At 69.0% G+C, this 19,286-nt stretch carries 12 protein-coding genes; 5 read left to right on the forward strand and 7 right to left on the reverse strand.

Annotation, left to right across the window (positions count from 1 at the left end):
• Nucleotides 1–82 precede the first annotated feature (82 nt).
• The 3 genes from UAA55_RS12800 (at nt 83) to UAA55_RS12810 (ending at nt 4,798) form a co-directional block, all read left to right on the forward strand.
• On the forward strand, nt 83–1,999 hold the full coding sequence (locus tag UAA55_RS12800; protein ID WP_322953183.1) for a tetratricopeptide repeat protein: 1,917 nt from the start codon (nt 83–85) through the stop codon (nt 1,997–1,999).
• A gap of 221 nt (nt 2,000–2,220) precedes the next feature.
• Entirely contained in the window at nt 2,221–4,086 is a 1,866-nt protein-coding gene (locus UAA55_RS12805; protein WP_322953184.1) for a flagellin N-terminal helical domain-containing protein, read from the forward strand.
• 259 nt (nt 4,087–4,345) lie between these two features.
• Nucleotides 4,346–4,798: a flagellar biosynthesis repressor FlbT gene (locus UAA55_RS12810; protein WP_322953186.1), complete on the forward strand. Its 453-nt coding sequence runs from the start codon at nt 4,346–4,348 to the stop codon at nt 4,796–4,798.
• Nucleotides 4,799–4,811: 13 nt separating this feature from the next.
• Here the strand turns inward: UAA55_RS12810 and UAA55_RS12815 are convergent, their stop codons facing one another.
• The 7 genes from UAA55_RS12815 to UAA55_RS12845 form a co-directional block, all read right to left on the reverse strand.
• The gene (locus UAA55_RS12815) at nt 4,812–5,846 is read right to left on the reverse strand and encodes a ketoacyl-ACP synthase III (protein WP_322953187.1); all 1,035 of its coding nucleotides are present in this window, start codon (nt 5,844–5,846) and stop codon (nt 4,812–4,814) included.
• A gap of 13 nt (nt 5,847–5,859) precedes the next feature.
• Entirely contained in the window at nt 5,860–6,603 is a 744-nt protein-coding gene (locus UAA55_RS12820; RefSeq protein WP_322953188.1) for an SDR family NAD(P)-dependent oxidoreductase, read from the reverse strand.
• Nucleotides 6,600–7,892, reverse strand: a complete 1,293-nt coding sequence (locus tag UAA55_RS12825) for an AMP-binding protein (protein ID WP_322953189.1) — start codon at nt 7,890–7,892, stop codon at nt 6,600–6,602. The genes UAA55_RS12820 and UAA55_RS12825 overlap by 4 nt, the downstream gene beginning before the upstream one ends.
• An 80-nt stretch (nt 7,893–7,972) precedes the next feature.
• Entirely contained in the window at nt 7,973–10,177 is a 2,205-nt protein-coding gene (locus UAA55_RS12830; protein ID WP_322953191.1) for a prolyl oligopeptidase family serine peptidase, read from the reverse strand.
• A gap of 216 nt (nt 10,178–10,393) precedes the next feature.
• Complete coding sequence (locus UAA55_RS12835; RefSeq protein ID WP_322953192.1) at nt 10,394–11,803, reverse strand: ABC transporter ATP-binding protein; 1,410 nt, start codon at nt 11,801–11,803, stop codon at nt 10,394–10,396.
• A gap of 19 nt (nt 11,804–11,822) precedes the next feature.
• Nucleotides 11,823–13,577: an ABC transporter permease gene (locus UAA55_RS12840; protein ID WP_322953193.1), complete on the reverse strand. Its 1,755-nt coding sequence runs from the start codon at nt 13,575–13,577 to the stop codon at nt 11,823–11,825.
• A gap of 75 nt (nt 13,578–13,652) precedes the next feature.
• Complete coding sequence (locus UAA55_RS12845; RefSeq protein ID WP_322953196.1) at nt 13,653–13,898, reverse strand: hypothetical protein; 246 nt, start codon at nt 13,896–13,898, stop codon at nt 13,653–13,655.
• 720 nt (nt 13,899–14,618) lie between these two features.
• On the opposite strand from UAA55_RS12845, the gene UAA55_RS12850 reads away from it, so the two are divergent.
• Together UAA55_RS12850 and UAA55_RS12855 are read left to right on the forward strand one after the other, a co-directional pair.
• On the forward strand, nt 14,619–16,073 hold the full coding sequence (locus UAA55_RS12850) for an efflux RND transporter periplasmic adaptor subunit (protein ID WP_322953198.1): 1,455 nt from the start codon (nt 14,619–14,621) through the stop codon (nt 16,071–16,073).
• Nucleotides 16,070–19,285: an efflux RND transporter permease subunit gene (locus UAA55_RS12855; protein ID WP_322953199.1), complete on the forward strand. Its 3,216-nt coding sequence runs from the start codon at nt 16,070–16,072 to the stop codon at nt 19,283–19,285. The genes UAA55_RS12850 and UAA55_RS12855 overlap by 4 nt, the downstream gene beginning before the upstream one ends.
• The last annotated feature ends 1 nt before the right edge of the window (nt 19,286 follow it).

Raw genomic sequence — 19,286 nt, forward strand, 5'->3', positions numbered from 1 at the left:
CGATTTGTTTTGAACCGGCACACCGCTCACGGCCATGCTGCGGGCACATCGCAGGGGCATCAGCCGGGGCGGCACGATCACCATGACCACCGTTGAAGACAGGCTGAAGCTGGCGCTGGACCACCATGAGGCCGGCCGCCTGGCGGAGGCGGAACTACTGTACGGTCGGGTGGTGGCCGTGGCGCCCGATCACGCGCGGGCATTGTATCTCTGGGGCTTGGCGGCCCATCAGCGCGGCGACGACCCGGCGGCCCTGACGCGGCTGGAACGCGCCCATTACCTGGCGCCGGAGGTGGCGACCGTCAGCCTGCTGCTGGCGGCGGTGCGTCAAGCCCTGGGGCAGGCGGAAGCGGCGGAGGCGCTGTATCGCCGGGTGCTGGCGGCCGAACCCGGGCATGGGCAGGCGGCTGGTGCCCTGGCCTCCCTGCTGGAGGGTCGGGCCGCCGCCCTGCGGGAGGATCGCCCGGATGCCGCGCTGGCCCTGTACCAACAGGCCGTGGCCGTGCGGAGGGCGGGCGACCTGCCACCAAGGGCCGAAACGTGGAACGGCCTGGGCGTCTGCCTGCTGGCGGCCGGGCGGACGGCGGAGGCGATACCGGCGCTGCAGGCGGCGGTGGCGGCCGACCCCCGCTTTGGCGAGGCCCTGTCCAACCTGGGCGGCGCGCTGAAGGCGGCCAAGCGGCTGGACGAGGCGGCCGCCAGCTACCGACGGGCGCTGGCCCTCTTCCCCCTGATACCCGAGTTGCACACCAACCTGGGCACCGTCCTGGCCGAGCTGAACCGGCCGGCCGAGGCCCTGGCCGCCTATGAGGAGGCTGTGCGCCTAAACCCCGCCTTCGTCGGCGGCTGGCTGAATGTCGGCATGGGCCGGCGGGCCATGGACGACGTGCAAGGTGCGATCGACGCCTATCATCGGGCGTTGGCCTTGGATCCCGCCTTCCACCGCGCCTGGACGGCCCTGGGCGCCGCCCTGCACGATCTGGGCCGGCTCGAGGATGCGGCCGCGGCGGCGGAGAAGGCTCTGGCCCTCAAGCCGGACGCGGTGGAGGCCAACTGGAACCTGGCGCTGGTGTCGCTGCTGCTGGGCCGCTACGCCACGGGCTGGCCGCTGTATGAGTGGCGGCGGTACAGCCGCGCCAATCCCTTGCGCACCTTCGACCGCCCGGGCTGGGACGGCGCGCCCTTCCCCGGCCGCACGCTGCTGATCCATATCGAGCAGGGTCTGGGTGACATGCTGATGGCCGCGCGTTACCTGCCGTTGGTGGCCGCCCGGGGCGGCCGCGTGCTGGTGGAGACGCCGCCGGAACTGGCTGCTCTGTTCCAGGGGTTGGTGCAACCCGGCCGGCTGGAGTTGGCGCTGACGGATCGGCCGCTGCCGCTCTTCGACCTGCAGTGCCCGGTCATGAGTTTGCCCGGCCTTTTCCAGGCCGGATTGGCCCCCATCCCGAACGAGGTGCCTTATCTTTCCCTGGACGGGCTTCCGGGTGAGGACCGTCGCCGGGCGCGGTGGCGTGACCGGCTGCGGGAAGCCGTGGGCGACACCGCCGCCCTGAAGGTGGCCCTGGTATGGGCCGGCAACCCCAACTTCACCGGCGACCGCTGGCGTTCCCCGCGCCTGCCGGCCTTCGCGCCCGTGCTGCGGGTACCGGGCGCGCATTTCTTCAGCATCCAGATGGGTGACGGGCGGCGGGACCTGGCGGACGCGGATCTGCCCACCGCCTTCACCGACCTGGCGCCGGAAATCAAGGACTTCGCCGACACCGCCGCCATCCTGGCGGAGGTGGATCTGCTGATCAGCTCCTGCACCGCCCCGGTGCACTTGGCGGGCGCCTTGGGGCGGCCGGTGTGGGTCGTCCTGCCTCAGATACCCGACTGGCGCTGGGGGCTGGGCCGGACGGACAGCGACTGGTACCCCACCGCCCGCCTTTATCGGCAGGGGGCCCGCGGCGACTGGGCGCCCATCATGGCCCAGATGGCCGCCGACCTGGCGCGGCGCTGATACCGCTATCGGGTTGCCTTGATCCATGTTAAGGATCCGTCAACGATCCGGGATGTATTGAAGCATCGCGGTGAAGGCCGGCTCGATGGGTAAGTCCTCGGACATAGACAAAACGTCTAAAATTTTATCAATCGTGACTTGACTCCGCCGCTAAAACCAGTCATCTCTTAACGTGTCCGAAAAACTCGGGCGACACACACCCTCTCCAAAGGAGACTTTTTATGTCTGACGCCGTTCAGCTTTCGTCCAGCATGCGGACCAACCTGCTGCTGCTGCAGCAGACCAACACCGCGACCAGCAAGCTGGAAAACCAGCTGGCGACCGGTAACAAGGTCAACTCCGCCCTTGACGGTCCGACCGCTTTCTTCGCCGCGCAGAGCCTGAATCAGCGCGCGAGCGACCTGTCCACCCTGAAGGATGGCATGACGCAGGCCGTCAGCACCATCAAGGCGGGCAGCCAGGGCATCACCTCCATTCAATCGCTCGTGACCCAGGCCCAGGGCCTGCTGACGACCGCCTATGCCAACCTGGGCACGGACGCCGGCTCCATCGCGACCCGCAAGTCGCTGGCCGACCAGTTCAACGGCATCAAGGACCAGATCGACAAGCTGGCGGGTGACAGCGGCTATTCGGGCAAGAACCTGGTCGCCGGCAACGGCCAGTCGTTCGCCGCCACCTCGACCACGATCGAGACCGCGAATTCGATCACCTCGATCTCGAACGCCCGCGTCACCAACATCACCGGCGCCGATACCTACTCGGTGAAGGTCTCCGGTACCGGTGCCATCTCCGGCGCCGCCGGCGACATCGCCAACGCCGAAACCGCCCGTGGCGTGTTTGGCCTGAAGGTTTCCGGTAAGCTGAGCAGCACCACCGGCAACTTCTCGGACATCTCCATCCAAACTCGCGGCGCGGTTGGCCAGACCCGCAGCGTGGTGGTGACGGAAGGCGACGAGTCGCGGACGATCAACTTCTTCGACAACAGCCAGGCCGCCTCGAACACCCTGACCACCGCGGGCGTCTCCGGCACCCCCCAGAAGTCGACCATCACCATCACCGGCAACGTCGACCAGGGCGACACCTTCACCGCCACGGTCAACGGCACCTCCTTCACCTACACCGCGTCGGCCGGTGACGTGGCGGCGGCGGACGCGGCCACCCGCGATGCCAACATCGCCGCCGGCTTGGCCGGCAGGATCACCGCCGCCACCGCCGCCGGCGGCTCGCTGTCCAGCTTCACGGTTACGCCCCCCGGCACCGGCGTTAACAGCTTCACCCTGGCGGCTCCCGGCTCGACGGGCACGGCCAACACCTTCACCCTGGGCACCTCGGCGTCCAACGCCCTGACGAAAGACATTTCCCTGTCCTTCTCGTCGGGCACGGTGGTGTCCTTCACCATCGACCGCGCGTCGCTGGAAGCTTTGGGCACGGCCGGTAACGGCACCTCCACCATCGAAAAGAACGTGGACATTTCCGTGACCGCCACGGACCTGAATGGCGTCTCCGTCACCCGTTCCGGCACCAACGAGCGCGGATCTTCCAAGCTGTCCGATGGTGAGAACGCCTTCTCGTTCGACACTGGCACGGTTCGTCTGAACGTCGCCGCCAGCACGGTTCGGCAGGCTGCCAGCGCAAGCCGGGCCGCCAACATCACCACGTCGCAGACCACTGCGGCGGGGACGTCGAACGACCTGAGCGTTCAGTTCAACGAGAACAACAGCAGCGGCATCACCGTGGCGGCGACCAACGTCACCACCTCGGGCCAGGGCCTGGCCGTCGACTACGCCCAGAACAACTTCCTGGACCGGGCGGACATCGACAAGGCGCAGGCCCAGTTGACCAACGCGACCAACGTTCTGCGCTCCGCCTCTCAGACGCTCGCCACCAACCTGAACATCATCCAGACCCGTTCGGACTTCACGAACGCGTTCAACAATGTGTTGCAGGATGGCGCCGACAACCTGACGCAGGTCGACCAGAACGAAGCCGGCGCCCAGTTGCTGGCCCTGCAGACCAAGCAGTCCCTGGGTGTCACCACCCTGTCCTTGGCCAACCAGGCTCAGCAGTCCATCCTCAAGCTGTTCTAATAGATCAGCCCAAACGTGGAAGTACGAAGGGTGGCGGACGGCAACGTCCGCCACCTTTTTTTTGCCATGCGATCCCGGCCGGCGGCGGTTTTTTGGTGACCGGACGGGGCCTGCTGCCGTAATTCCTAGGGGTGCGCGCATACGCCGCCCGTCCGGGCGGTTTCATTCGTTTAAGGTTTGCCCGATCCGGCCTGTTTGGCTGGGTCCCCGCCGCGGGCTCTGGCCCCCGGGACCGCGTTCTGAAGGAAGGATTCCCCCCTTGCCGCTGAAACTGGTGCTACGCCCGGGAGAGAAACTGATCGTCAACGGCGCCGTCATCGGCATCGGCGATCATCCCGTTTCGCTGTTCTTCTACAACAAGGTGAATTTCCTGCGTGGCCGGGAAATCCTGAAGGAAGAGAACTGCGACACCATCGAGAAGCGGCTCTATTTCATCATCCAACTGATCTACATCTTCCCCGAGGACGCCAGCACCAACATGGTGCACTTCGCCGCCATCCTGGAAGAGGCGCGGGTCCAGCATCCCGACAAGGCCGACCTGTTCGACGAGGTCCAGACACTGGTGCGGGAGGGCAACAATTACCGTGCCTTGAAGTTGTGCCGTAAACTATTCGACATCAAGGAAACGGCCGAGACCGCGCCGGCGCCCAAGCCGCCGGTGGAGGTGGTGCGCCGCCGCCGCAAGGTGGCCGCCCCGGCCATCGAGGAATAGGGCCCGGCCTTCCTCAGGCCGGCAGCACAATGGTCTCGCACACGGCCATCGGCCCCAAGGTGGCCGCCGCCGTGGCCCAGGACCATCCCACCCCGAATCCGGACAGCAGGACCCGCAAGGACCCGGCCTTGAGGCTGGCCGCCGCGGCGTCGGTCAGGGCCAGCGGCACGCTGGCCGAACTGGTGTTGCCATGGCGGGCCAGGGCCAACACCAGCTGTTCATCCGTGGCGCCGATCTTCTGGCCCAGGCGGCGGATCATCATCTCATTGGCCTGGTGCAGGACGAAGCGGTCCACATCCTTGGCTGTCCAACCCGCCGCGGCCAGGGTGGCGGCGATGGCGCCCGGCACCTCGCGCAGGGTGAAGGCGAAGACCTGCGTGCCGTCCATGAACAGGCGGGCCGGCTGGTCCGGCGCGCGCATGGCGCCGCCCGCCGCCATGAGATAGGGGGCACCAGCGCCATCCGTGCCCAGATCCACGATCATGGCCGGGGCATCCGCGTCGATCTCCAGCGCCGTGGCGGCGGCGGCGTCGCCAAACAGGGGGGCCACCGCCCGGTCATCGGGATCGAGGATATGGCTGGTGGTGTCGCCCGCCAGCAACAGGGCCCGCGCCGGCCGGCCATCCGTCCGGGGCAGCAGCGAGGCGAGCGCAGAACCCGCCGCCCACAGGCCGTAGACGTAGCCGGAGCAGCCCAGCGTCAGATCGAAGGCCGCGGCGCTCTTGGCCAGGCCCAGCCGCCGCTGCACCAGGCAAGCCGTGGCCGGCAGCACCTGGTCATGGGTCTGGCTGACGAAGACCAGCAGGTCGATGCTGTCGGGGGACCAGCCCAGGCCATCCAGCAGGACTTGGGCCGCCGGCACCGCCAGGTCGGAGGTGCATTGGTCCGGGGCCGCCAGATGACGGGCATGGATGCCGGTGGCCGTGGCCAGGCGCCGCGCCGCCTCTTCCCCGAAGCGGGCGGCCAGGTCCGTGGTGTCTTCCACCCGGGCCGGCAGTGCCGAGACGATGCCCCGCACCGCCACGCCGTTCAACCGGGCCAAGGCCATCAATGTCCTCCCATCAGCAACTGATGCCGCCGTCGACCACCAGGGTCTGCCCGGTAATATAGGCGGCGGACGGGCCCAGCAGAAAGCGCACCACCGGCACCACGTCATCGGCCGTGCCCAGGCGGCCCAGCGGCGTGCGCCGGATGATCTGGTCGCGCTGGCCGGCGCTGAGGGTGGACGACATTTCCGTCTCCAGATAGCCGGGCGCCACCGAATTCACGGTGATGCCCCGCCGTCCCACCTCGCGCGCCAGGGCACGGGTCATGCCGTCCATCCCCGCCTTGGTGGCGGCATAGGCGGCAAGGCCGGTATAGCCGCGCTGCCCGATGATGGAAGAGATGTTGATGATGCGCCCGCCGGCCGGGCTGGCTGTGGCCGATCGGCGCAGCAGGTGGCGCAGGGCCGCCCGCGCCGCCTGGATGGCACCGTTCAGGTTGGTCTGAATCAGGGCGTCGATCTCCACCTGCGGCAGGGTGGCCAGGATGCCCTCACGCGCGATACCGGCGTTGTTGACCAGACCGTAAAGGCCGCCGGCCCAGGCCGCGGCGGCATCGACGAAGGCGGTCACCTGGGCGGCGTCACCCACCCGCGCCGCCTGGAACAGGAAGCGATCACCATGCTGGGCCGCCAGTTCCTCAACCTCCGCCGTGGGGCTGCGGGCACAGGTGGAGACGCGCCAGCCATCCACCAGCAGGGCGCGCGCCAACGCCAAGCCCAGGCCCCGGCTGCCGCCGGTGACGATGATATGATCCGTCATTCATGCACCCGCTTCTTCTTTCCAGACGGGGATAATTCCAGCTCCGTAACGAAATCCAGGCGCCGGGGGCGCGCCGCCGGCGGCAAGTCGGCCAGGGCCGCCGCCACCTGCGATCGCAGGGCCGCCGGGTCCTGCCCCGGGGCCGCCACCAGCTGTGCCGTCAGCAGATGCCCGGTGATGGGACTGGGCCGCACCCGCACGGCGGCGTCCACGATGCCGGGCACCGCCTGGATCAGGGCTTCCACCGCGTCCGGCATGACCTTCACCCCGCCGACATTGACCACGCCGTCCTCACGCCCCCGGAACAATACCCGGTCGCCCACCACCTCGACCCGATCGCCGGTGGCGTACCAGCCGTCGGCATCGATAAGCCGCCGGCCGTCGGCCAGGGCGGTGGCCAGTCGGGGACCGCGCACGAACAGCACGCCGTCGCGGACCGCCAAATCCGTGCCCTCCACCCCCGTTTCCAGCCAGGCGGCGGGGAAGCCGGCGCGCCCGTCGGCCACGGCGAACAGGGCGCCGGCCTCGGTGCTGGCGTAGATGTGGCGGATGGTGCCGCCAGGAAAGGCGGCCGCCAAGCGGTCCAGCACCGGCTGGTCCGCCGGCTCCCCGCCCAGGGTCAGGGCCTTCAGCGGCGGGCTTTTGCCCGTCAGCAGGAAAGCGCGCCAGAAGCTGGGCGTGGCGCTGATATGGGTGACCGCGTGGCGCTGGGCGAGGTCCGCCAGCGCCGGCACATCGTGGGCGTCACCCGCCACCAAGGCGCCGCCGCCGCGCAGCACGGTCAGCAGCACCTGCAGGCCGGCGTAGCCACCGGGGTCGAAGGTGGCCAGCCAGACGCCGCCCCGCCCCCGCCCCGCCTGGACACGGGCCGCCAGCCGATCGAAATCATGGCACAGACGCTTGGGTGTGCCGGTGGTGCCGGAGCTTTCCAGCACCAGGGTGAAATTGGACGCGGTCCCTGGCGCCCCATCGCTCAGGCGGATCACCCTGCCATCGGCATCCACCAGGGCATCCACCCCTGCCGGCACATCACTTCCCCGCAGCAGGAAGAGTTCGGCGTTGCGGAAACGGGCGGCCAGCAGGGCCGTCGCCACCGCCAGGGGCGTGGCCGCCATCGCCGCCATCCGTCCGACCGGCCCCAGCCGCTCCGCCAGATCCCGTGCCCGCCCCACCAGCGCCGACCGTTCATGAACCTGGCCGTCCTGGACCAGCCGGCAGGCGGGGTCCAGCCAGTCCAGCCCATCCCCAGCGGGGGCGGATGGCGGCAGGGCGGCGGGCGGGGACGTCATGGCACCAGGCGGACCCAAGCTTGAGGAAAAACAGGCCCCTACTATGGGCCAGCCGCCCCGTCCGCGACAGCCTTAAAGCATCACTTGTCCGGAGCCGCCGGCAGAGTCATGGTCAGCTGGTCGAACAGGAAGCCGTAAATGTCGGTCGACAGCGCCACACGCTCGGCCAGGGAACTGCCATGTCCGTGACCGGCATTGGCGGTGGTGCGCAACAGGATGGGCAGGCCGGCGGGATCCGCCGCCTGCAGCCGCGCCACCATCTTGCGTGAATGCATGGGGTTCACCCGGCCGTCATTCTCGCCCGTCGCCAGCAGCACGGCGGGATAGCGGACGCCGTCCTTCACATGATGATAGGGGGAATAGGCGTACAGCGCCTGGAATTGCGCCGGGTCCTTGACCGTGCCGTATTCGGTGATGTTGAAGGCGCCGTTGGGGTCCAGTTCCGTGCGCACCATGTCGTAGATGCCGACGTTGCCCACCACGGCGCGGGCCAGTTCCGGATGCTGGGTCAGGGTGCCGCCCATCAGCAGGCCGCCGTTGCTGCCGCCCATCAGGCCCAGATGGTCGGCATCGGTGTAACCGCGCTGGACCAGCAGGCGGGCCGCGGCGGTGAAATCGTCGAAGACATGCTGCTTGTTGATCAGGCGTCCGGCATCGTGCCAGGCCTCGCCGAACTCCGCCCCGCCGCGCAGATTGGCGATGGCGTAGATACCGCCGGCGTCCAACCACAGCCGCTGTTCCGCCGTCAGCTGGCTGGGCGTCAGGCTGACGCCGAAGCCGCCGTAACCGGTCAGCAGCGCCGGCGCCTTGCCATTCCGACGGGCGCCACGGGGGATGATGATGGTGATTGGCACCTGGGTCCCGTCGGCGGAAGTGGCGGCGTCGCGCACCACCTCGGCATCGCTGAAGTCCAGCCCGCCCGTGGCCGACAGCTTGGTCTCATCCATGCTTTGCCGGCGCTCGTCATACACGGCGTAGAGCGGCGCCTTCAGGTACGTCGTCATGTCATACAGCACGCGGCCGCCCGCCAGGGGTACCAGCTCATGGTTGGCCGAAACCGGTGGCAGGGGCAGCGGGCCCAGCGGCTGGCCTGTGGCCGGCGCCACCATGGCCACGGTGATGGGGCCGCCCTCGATCCGGCGCAGATAGAGGCGGGCGTCCGTCACCGCCAGGGAACGGGAGCCCCGGTCGGACAGCAGCGCCGCCCTGCCCTCCGGCACCAACACCTTGGCGTGGGCCAGGTCCGTGTCGCCCGCCGCCAGGCGGAGCAGGCGGCCCGCCGGGGCGTTGAGGCGGGAGATGAGGTAGACCGCGCCGTCCGGCCCGGGCGTCACCGCCACCACCTTGTCCTTGAACTGGGTCAAGCGCCGGGGGACGCCGGTGGGCCCGGCCGCCTGGGGCAGCAGGAAGTGTTCGAATTCCCCGCCATCGCCGTTGGCGACGGAGATGACCAGGGGTGCCGTGCCCCCCCGGTTGTCCAGCTCCACTTCCGCGATGCGGGGGAAGTCGCGGCCCAGCACATAGGTGTCGTTGCGCGGGTCGCCGCCCAGCGGGTGCCAGTAGACCTGCATGAAGAAGTGGCGATCAGCCTCCGGCCGCTCCTCCCCCGGATAGCGGGTGTACCAGAAGCCCGTGCCGTCGGCGGCCCAGGCCAGGTCGCCGCCGCCGGTGGGGTACTGCACGCGGGGGATGACCTCCCCCACCTCCGTCCCGGTGGCGGTGTCGAAGACATGGACGCTGCCGTTCTCGCTGCCGCCTGCGGACAGGCTGGCGGCCACCAGGCGGCCGTCGGGGGAGGGCACGAACCAGTCCACCGCCGTCAGGCCGTGCGGATCGATCTTGTTGGGGTCGATGACCACCTTCACCGCTAGCTCGCGCGACGGCGCCGTGGTCATCCCATCATCGATCATGACCACCTGCGGCTGTTGCAGGCGGGGGTCGGTGTAGCGGGCGAACAGATGGCCGCCGGCGGCGCGCACGCCGGAATAGCGGCTGGGCGTGGCGGCGATCAGCGACTCCAAGCGGGCCTTGATGGTGGCGCGCTGGGGAACGGCGTCCAGGTAGACGCGGCTGTAGGCGTTTTCATCGGCCGACCAGCGCTTCACCACAGGGTCGGACCAGTCCTCCAGCCAGCGATAGGGATCCGCGACCGCCTGGCCGAAGAAGCTGTCCGTCACCGGCTTGGCCGGTGTGGACGGCAGACCCACCGCCCCGGCGCCGCCGCCAAACCAGGCCACTCCGGCCAAGGACAGGGCGATGAGGCGGGGGGTAGCCAGGCGGGCCATGGGCGGTGTCCAGAAAAAGGGAACGGGCCGCGCAGTGCACCACCGGCGGCCCGTTCTGCCAAGTCTCTTCAACCCACCCGCCCCAAAATCGGCGTCATGATCCCTAGGACACGACCGTGTCCGCCGGAGCGAGCACCGCTATATACGGGAAAAAGGGGCGCGCAGCGAGGATAGCCAAAGCCGCGGACGCGGCTCCGGCGTCTGAGGAACTTAAACTTAAGCCTCTTCCTCCGCGTCCAGGTGGAACTGCGCCGTGTCGCCGTCATAGGCGAAGACCTCGGCGTAGCGCGCCCAGCTGATCATGGCCTTCAGCGTCTCATCCGCCGCGGTCTCGGACATGTGGTCCTCCAGCTCCGTCTCGAAGCGGGGCCGGGGGGCGCGGTGGTTGGGGCGTTCCTGCAAGACGCGGCGGATGTGGCTGGCCAGCGGGATGCGTTGCAGCAGGTGGTCGGCGAACAGACGCTTACGCACGTCCAGCTCGGCCTGGGCGAACTGCCGCGCCGGGGGCAGCAGGCGGATGTCGCCCTCCACCACCTCGGCGAAGCCGAGCATCTGCAAGGTTTCCGCCACCTTCAGCAGGTCGTCGGTGGACATCTGCAGGGCCGACGAGATGACGGGCAGGTCGGCCACGCCGTTGTGCGGCGCACCGTCCACCAGTTCCATCAGGCCGGCCAGCACATTGGTCGACACGTGCGGCAGCTGCAGGCTGAGGCCGGCGGCCAGCGTCTCGGCGATGCCCGGGGCCGCCTTGCGACGCCGCGTCATCAGGCCGTAGATGTGGTCCACCAGCTGGCGGAAAGCCGGATCGGTGCGGACGCGCGGATGAGGCAGCGTCACCTCGATCTCCGCCGCCACGCGGCCGGGGTTGGACGACATCACCAGGATGCGGTCGCACATCTGCACCGCCTCCTCGATGTTGTGGGTCACCAGCAGCACGGCGCCGATGGCCAGGTGGCCGTCGCTCCACAGGTCCAGGAAGTCGGTGCGCACCGTTTCAGCCGTCAGCACGTCCAGGGCCGAGAACGGCTCGTCCAGCAGCAGGATGCCGGGGTCCAGCACCAGGGCGCGGGCGAAGCCCACGCGCTGGCGCATGCCGCCCGACAGCTCGCGCGGATAGGCGTTCTCGAACCCGTCCAGGCCGATGAGATCGATGGCGGCCAGGGCGCGCTTGCGCATTTCCGCCGCCGGCACGCCGCGCGCCTCCAGCCCCACCTGCACATTCTCCAGCACCGTCAGCCAGGGGAACAGGGCGAAGGACTGGAAGACCATGGCCACGTCGTTGGCCGGGCCGGACACCGGCTTTCCCGCCACGGACACCTGCCCCGAGGTGGCCGACAACAGGCCGGCGATGATGCGCAGCAGGGTGGACTTGCCGGAGCCGGATCGCCCCAGCAAGGCCACGATCTCGCGCCGGTCAACGGTCATGTTCACCTGGTCCAGCACCAGGGGGCTGTCGGGATCGGCGTCGTAACGCTTGCTGACGGCCTTCACCGTCAGGATGGGCGCGCCGCTGGGCAGCGGACGGGGGCCGGAGGGCGTCCCGTGGGGGGCGGCTCCGGCGGTGGCCAGATCGGCCGGGGCATGCGCGCCCAGGACCGCGCGCAGGGATTTCGGGGTCGGGTTCATGATGGGGACCTCCGTTCCTTCAGGACACGCGCAGGCGGCGTTCGGCATAGCCGTAGAGCGGACGCCAGACCAAGCGGTTGAACAGCACGACGAAGCAGACCATGACGACGTTGCCCAGCACCAGGCGGGGGAAGTCGGCGTCCGTCGTCATCTGGGCGATGTAGGCGCCAAGTCCACGCGCCTGGACGTGGGTATCGCCCCAGGACACGGCCTCGGCCACGATGCTGGCGTTCCAGGCGCCGCCGCTGGCGGTGATGGCCCCCGTCACCAGATGGGGGAAGACACCGGGCAGCAGGGCGTCCCGCCACTTCTTCCAGCCGCGCAGGCGCAGGTTGGCGATGACGTCGCGCAGATCCACGGGATAGGCCTGGGATCCGGCCACCACGTTGAACAGGATGTACCACTGTGTGCCCAGGATCATCAGCGGCGACAGCCAGATGTCCGGATTCAGGGTCCAGTGCACGATGGCGGCCACCGCCACGGGGAAGAACAGGTTGGATGGGAAGGCGGCCAGGAACTGGGCCAGCGGCTGCACGATGGCGGCCAGACGCGGGCGCATGCCCACCATCACCCCGATGGGCACCCAGATCACGGCGGCCAGCGCGATCAGCACGACCACCCGCACCATGGTGGCCAGCCCCAGCAGCACGACATGGCCGACATCGCCCCAGGTGACGCCGGTGGCCATGAACTGGATGCCATGCACCGCCACGTACAGCGCCATGACGGCCAGGGCGCCCTGCCACACATAATCCCCCATGCGGATGGCCCGGGGACTGAGCTTGGGGGCCGGCAGCTTGGGCAACACCGGCAGGCGCCAGCGCAGGGTGGCGCGGGCGGCGCCGCCGGCCGGACGGCCCAGTGTGCGGAACAGGGTGGAGCGTTCCACCATGGTCAGCACCCAGGAGGTCGGCCGTTCTTCCGCCTGCACCGTGTCGGCGCGGAAACGGTCGGCCCAGGCCACCAGCGGCCGGAACAGCAGCTGGTCATACAGGATGATGACGCCCAGCATGGTCAGGATGACCCAGCCGATGGCGCCCAGGTCGCGGTGTTCGATGGCCAGCGCCAGATAGGCCCCCACGCCCGGCAGGGTGATGGTGGTGCTGCCCACCGTCACCGCCTCGGCGGCCACGACGAAGAACCAGCCGCCGGACATGCTCATCATCATGTTCCAGACCAGGCCAGGCACGGCGAAGGGCACCTCCAGCCGCCAGAAGCGCTGCCAGGTGGACAGGTGATAGCCCGTGCACACCTCTTCCAGGTCAGACGGCACCGTCCGCAGCGACTGGTAGAAGCTGAAGGTCATGTTCCAGGCTTGGCTGGTGAAGATGGCGAAGATGGACGCCAGCTCCGCCCCCACCACCTGGCCGGGGAACAAGCCTAAGAAGAAGGTCACGGTGAAGGACAGATAGGTCAGCACCGGCACGGACTGCAGGATGTCCAGCGCCGGGATGAGGATCTGCCCCGCGCGCTGGCTTTTCACCGCCAGCGGCGCGTAGACCAAAGTGAACAGCAGGGACGCGCCCAGAGCCGCCATCATGCGCAGTGTCGTGCGCAGGGCGTAGTAGGGCAGGGTCCAGGGATCGAGCGTGATGGGCGTGCGTTCCAGCTGTGACAGCGGCTGCGCCACCTCGTGCCCGCCGAACACCAGCAGGGCCAGCAGGCCCAGGACCAGCGGCAGCGCCACCACATCCCAGCGGGACGGCGCCAGGCGCGCCAGCGGGCTGGGTGATCCCAGCCCGTCGCGGCCGCCGTGAAGGACGTGCATGGTCATTGGCCGTTCCCCTCGCCGCCAAAGGTTTCAGAGGGGGTTTCGGGCCCGAACAGCGTCAGGGGAATCAGGTACCGATCAGAGGGCGCGCCGCGTTCGGCCCTCCGACGGCGCGTCGTTGGCGGCGATGTCGTTGGCGGCCACCGGTCGGCGCATCAGCATCCAGCCCATCACAGGGCGGCCGGTGGCGTCCTGCCGCCACACCAGGGTGAGGCCATGGCCAGAAAGGGCCGCGCGCTGCGCCTGAGCGGCACGCGCCGCCGCCGCCATGACGGCGGACACGGGATCGGTCCCGGCGGGAAAACGGGTCTTATTGAGGGCCATTGCTGCCTCCGTCACGCGGCCGGTGCCCGGCGGGGACGAAGGCGGGGATGGGGGCGTGAACGCCCCCGTCTCAGCGAGGGGTCCGACGATCCCACCCACACCCCTGTCCCGGCTGGCGGTCAAAAGCGACCAGTCGCGCCGGATGGGTCCGGCCAAACGGGTCCGCGCCGCTCTCACTAGGTCGAGGGTTCATTCTCAGGGTGACTGTTCTCTTGGGGTTGACGGCGTGCCGCCCGTCGCGCGGAACCGGGGTCCCAGACGGCGGTGGGCAGCCGACGGCCCGCCAATAAACCGGCTGGGGGACCCGCGTCAACCCCAAACCAGAGCGCGATTTGCCGCAATGCAAAATCATCCGGTCCCGATCACGCCGCCAGGGCCGGCTACACCCCGCCATGCGCCAATTGGCGCGGGTGGTGTCCGGTATGGGATGACATAAAACCGTCACCCGGCACCGCTGTAGCCTGCCGGCCGGCGCGGGCGGGATGGCCCCAGGGATAGACGGCGAAGCGGCCCCAGGCGGACAGGTGCAAGCGGTGCTGACGCCTGGCGGTTTTCGGGGTAAGAGAAGGCGCGAAATACTAAGCAGGGCAGTCGGGTACGGGCCTTTCCAGAGCTTACCGGCCACACCCCCATCCATGCGATTTGACGAGGCAACAGGATCTTCGGACGGGCGGCGTATAAACCCCGGTTCCAGAGATCGTCGGGAAGGTTGGAATTTCGATGCGACGCAGTGTTTGGGTGTCTGCCCTGGTCGTGGTGCTGCTGGGTGGTGGCGCGTGGTGGGTCATGCACAAGAAGCCGGGCAGCCAGGACGCGGGCGGCTCCCCGATGGGCGGACCAGGCGCGCCGGGCGGGCGGCCTGGCGCGGGCGGCCCGCCCCCCGGTGGCCCGGGAGGCCCAGGGGGTGGCGGTGGACGTCGCGGCGGCGGTTTCTCCATCCCCACCGTGGCGGTGACCCCCGTGGTGCTGGCCGACATGCCGGTCTATCTGGACGGTCTGGGCACGGTGCAGGCGCTGAACACCGTCACGGTCAAGACCCGCATCGGCGGCCAGCTGACCAAGGTCGCCTTTACCGAAGGGCAGACTGTTAAGGCCGGCGACACGCTGGCCATCGTCGACCCGCGCCTGTACCAGGCGGCCTACGACCAGGCCGTGGCCAAGGTGGCGCAGGACCAGGCGCAGCTGGCCAACGCCCGGCTGGATCTGGAGCGCTATCGCGCCCTGGCGGCCGAGAAGTACGGCACGCAGCAGACCTATGACACGCAGAAGGCGACCGTCGCGCAGTATGAGGCGACGTTGAAATACGACCAGGCGGCGGTGGAAACCGCCCGTACCAACCTGGACTGGACCGTGACCAAGGCCCCGATCGACGGCCGTACCGGCCTGCGCCTGGTGGACGTGGGCAACATCGTCAGTTCCAGCGACAGCACCGGCCTGGTGGTCATCACCCAGATGCAGCCCATCTCGGGCACCTTCACCCTGCCGCAACAGCAGCTGGACGTCATCAACACCCACCTGGCCAAGGGCGAGACCCTGACCGTGCTGGCCGTCAATTCCGACGGCAGGCAACTGGACAAGGGCACGCTGACCACCCTGGACAACCAGGTGGACACCACGACCGGCACCATCAAGCTGAAGGCGTCCTTCCCCAACAAGGACAACCGCCTGTGGCCGGGCGGCTTCGTCAACATGCGCCTGCTGCTGGAGGTGAAGCCCAAGCTGGCCGTGGTGCCGGCCTCAAGCATCCAGCATGGCCCCAACGGCACCTTCGTCTACATCGTCAACGAGGACAACACCGTCACCCCCCGCCCCGTGACCGTCATCCTGAACGAAGGCGACAAGTCCGCCCTGTCCGACGGCGTGCAGGTGGGCGAGCGCGTGGTGGTCAACGGCCAGGACCGCCTGCAGGACGGCGCCAAGATCAACATCGCCAGCGCCACGCCACCCGCGGGCGCACCCGCGGGTGCCGGCGGCGAGCACCACCGCGGCCAGGGGGGCGACGGCCAGGCCGGTCCCGAGGGCGAGCACCACCGCCGCCGCAACCAGGGCGGCCAGCCGGGCGGCGACCCGGCCCAAGGCCCGACGCCGCAGGGTGCGCCCAACCCCAACCAGCCCGCGAACGGCCAGCCCGCGCCGGCCAATAACCAGAGCGGTCAGGGCGGCCAGCCGCGATGAACGTTTCCGCCCCCTTCATCGCCCGGCCGATCGCCACCACCCTGCTGGCGATCGGCATCGTGCTGGTGGGCTTCCTGGGGTATCGGGCGCTGCCGGTGTCGTCGCTGCCGGAAGTGGACTTCCCCGTCATCCAGGTCACCACCCAGCTGCCCGGCGCCAGCGCCGACACCACCGCCACGCTGATCACCGCCTCGCTGGAACGCCAGCTAGGGCAGATTCCCGGCCTGGACGTCATGACGTCCATCTCCAGCTTCGGCGTGTCCAACATCACGCTGCAGTTCGGCCTGGGCCACAACATCGACGACGCAGCGCAGGACGTGCAGGCGGCCATCAACGCCGCCGGCAGCACCCTGCCCAAGACGCTGCCCTATCCGCCCACATACGCCAAGGTCAACCCGGCGGACCCGCCCATCCTGTCGCTGGCCCTGACCTCGGAAACCCTGCCCATCTCCACCCTGTCGGACACCGCCGACAGCCTGCTGGCGCAGAAGCTGAGCCAGGTGTCGGGCGTGGGCCGCGTCACCGTGCAGGGCAACCAGCGCCCCGCCGTGCGCATCCAGATCCAGCCGGAGCGTCTGGCCGCCTACAGCCTGAGCATGGAGGACATCCGCACCGCCCTGGGCAAGGCCAACGTCAACCAGGCCAAGGGCAGCTTCGACGGCGTCGCCCAGGCCTATACCATCACCGCCAATGACCAGATCGAAAAGGCCGAGGCCTATTCCGACGTCATCGTCACCTACAAGAACGGCGCCCCCGTCCACCTGAAGGACGTGGGCGTGGTGACCCGCGGGCTGGAGAATTCCCGCGTGGGCGCCTGGTTCAACGGCAAGCAGGGCGTGCTGCTGGACATCCAGCGCCAGCCCGGCGCCAACATCGTGGAAACGGCCGACCGCCTGAAGTCCAAGCTGCATGAGCTGCAGGCCGCCCTGCCGGCCGGCATCAAGCTGACCATCGTCGCTGACCGGACGGAGACCATCCGCGCCTCCGTCCGCGATGTGCAGCAGACCCTGGTGCTGACCACCGTGCTGGTGGTGCTGGTCATCCTGGCCTTCCTGCGATCCGGCCGTGCCACCGTCATCCCGGCCGTGGCCCTGCCCCTGTCGCTGATCGTCACTTTCGGCGTCATGGCCCTGTGCGGCTTCAGCCTGGACAACCTGTCGCTGATGGCGCTGACCATCGGCACCGGCTTCGTCGTCGACGACGCCATCGTCATGATCGAGAACGTCATCCGCTACATCGAGGCGGGCGAGGCGCCCCTGCCCGCCGCCTACAAGGGCGCCAAGCAGATCGGCTTCACCGTCATCTCGCTGACGGTGTCCTTGGTGGCGGTGTTCATCCCCCTGCTGTTCATGAGCGGCATCATCGGCCGCCTGTTCCGCGAATTCTCGCTGACCCTGACCATCGCCGTCGTCGCCTCGGCCGTCGTGTCGCTGACCGTCACGCCCATGATGTGCGGCCGCCTGCTGCGCAGCCATGCCGAGGAACAGGCCGCCCACCGGCGCCGCGCGCGCTGGGCCAAATATTCCCCCCTGGAATGGACGGAAGCCGGCTTCAACTGGATGCTGAAGGGCTATGAGCGGACCCTGTCCGTGGTCATGCGCTTCCAGTTCCTGACCCTGCTGGTGGCCATCGGCACCCTGGTGCTGACCATCGTCCTCTACATGTGGATGCCCAAGGGCTTCCTGCCCAGCCAGGACACCGGCATCCTGGCCATCACCGTGGACGGCGACCAGGACAGCTCCTTCTCCTCGATGCGCCGCCTGCAGCAGCAGGTGGCCGATATCGTCGCCCAGGACCCCGACGTGGTGTCGGTGACCAGCTTCGCCGGCGCCAGCACCGTTAACCCCACCCCCAACACCGCCCACCTGTCCGTGGGCCTGAAGCCGCGGGACAAACGATCGGCCAATGCCGACGCGGTCGCCGTGCGTCTCAGCCACATGCTGTCGGGTGTGCAGGGCGAGGTCTACGTCCAGTCGGTGCAGGACATCCAGATCGGCGCCCGCGCCAGCCGCACGCAGTACCAGTACACCCTGGCCGACGCCGACGGCGTGGAACTGGCGGAATGGGCACCCAAGCTGGTGGCCAAGCTGCGCAGCCTGCCCCAGTTCCGCGACGTCGCCAGCGACCAGCAGACCAACGGCCGCCAGGTGGTGCTGAACGTCGACCGCGCCCTGGCCGCCCGCCTGGGCGTCAGCATCCAGAGCATCGACGACGTGCTGTACGACGCCTTCGGCCAGCGCCAGATCTCCACCATCTACGCCCAGATGAACCAGTACCGCGTGGTGCTGGAGGTGCCGGAGAAGCTGCAGTCCAGCCCCGAGGCGCTGGGCCGCCTGTACGTGCCCAGCACGGGCGGGCCGGTGGCGGTGAACACGGTGGCGCAGAGCACCCAGGTCACCACCAACACCCAGGTGCCGCTGAGTTCCCTGGTGCAGATCGAGACCACCAGCGCGCCCCTGACCGTGAACCACCAGGCCCAGTTCCCGGCCCTGACCGTCACCTTCAACCTGGCCGAGGGCCAGTCGCTGGGCGACGCGGTGGACGCCGTGACCAAGGCGGAGAAGGACATCGGCATGCCGGACACGGTGACCGGCTCCTTCGCCGGCGAGGCGGCGGAGTTCCAGACCTCCATCGCCAGCGAGCCCTGGCTGATCGCCGCCGCCGTGGTCACCATCTACATCGTCCTGGGCGTGCTGTATGAGAGCATCATCCACCCGGTGACCATCCTGTCGACCCTGCCGTCGGCCGGCATCGGCGCCCTGCTGGCCCTGTGGCTGACCGGCAACGACCTGTCGCTGGTGGCCCTGATCGGCATCGTGCTGCTGATGGGTATCGTGAAGAAGAACGCCATCATGATGATCGACTTCGCCATCGAGGCGGAGCGGGTGGAGGGCAAATCACCCCACGACTCGATCGTGGAGGCCTGCCTGCTGCGCTTCCGCCCCATCATGATGACCACCATGGCGGCCCTGCTGGGCGCCCTGCCCCTGGCGCTGGAGCATGGCACGGGGTCGGAACTGCGCCGGCCGCTGGGCATCACCATCGTCGGCGGCCTGATCCTGTCGCAGTTGCTGACCCTGTACACCACCCCGGTGATCTATCTGTACATGGAGCGGCTGCGCGCCTGGGTGGCCCGCCGCACGGGCGGCGAGCGGATGGAGGACGTGCCGCCGCCCAACGCCCCGCCGTCCCTGACGGGCCTGGCGGAGTGAA

It is taken from the genome of Nitrospirillum guanabarense (assembly GCF_034653355.1).
Lineage (GTDB): Bacteria > Pseudomonadota > Alphaproteobacteria > Azospirillales > Azospirillaceae > Nitrospirillum.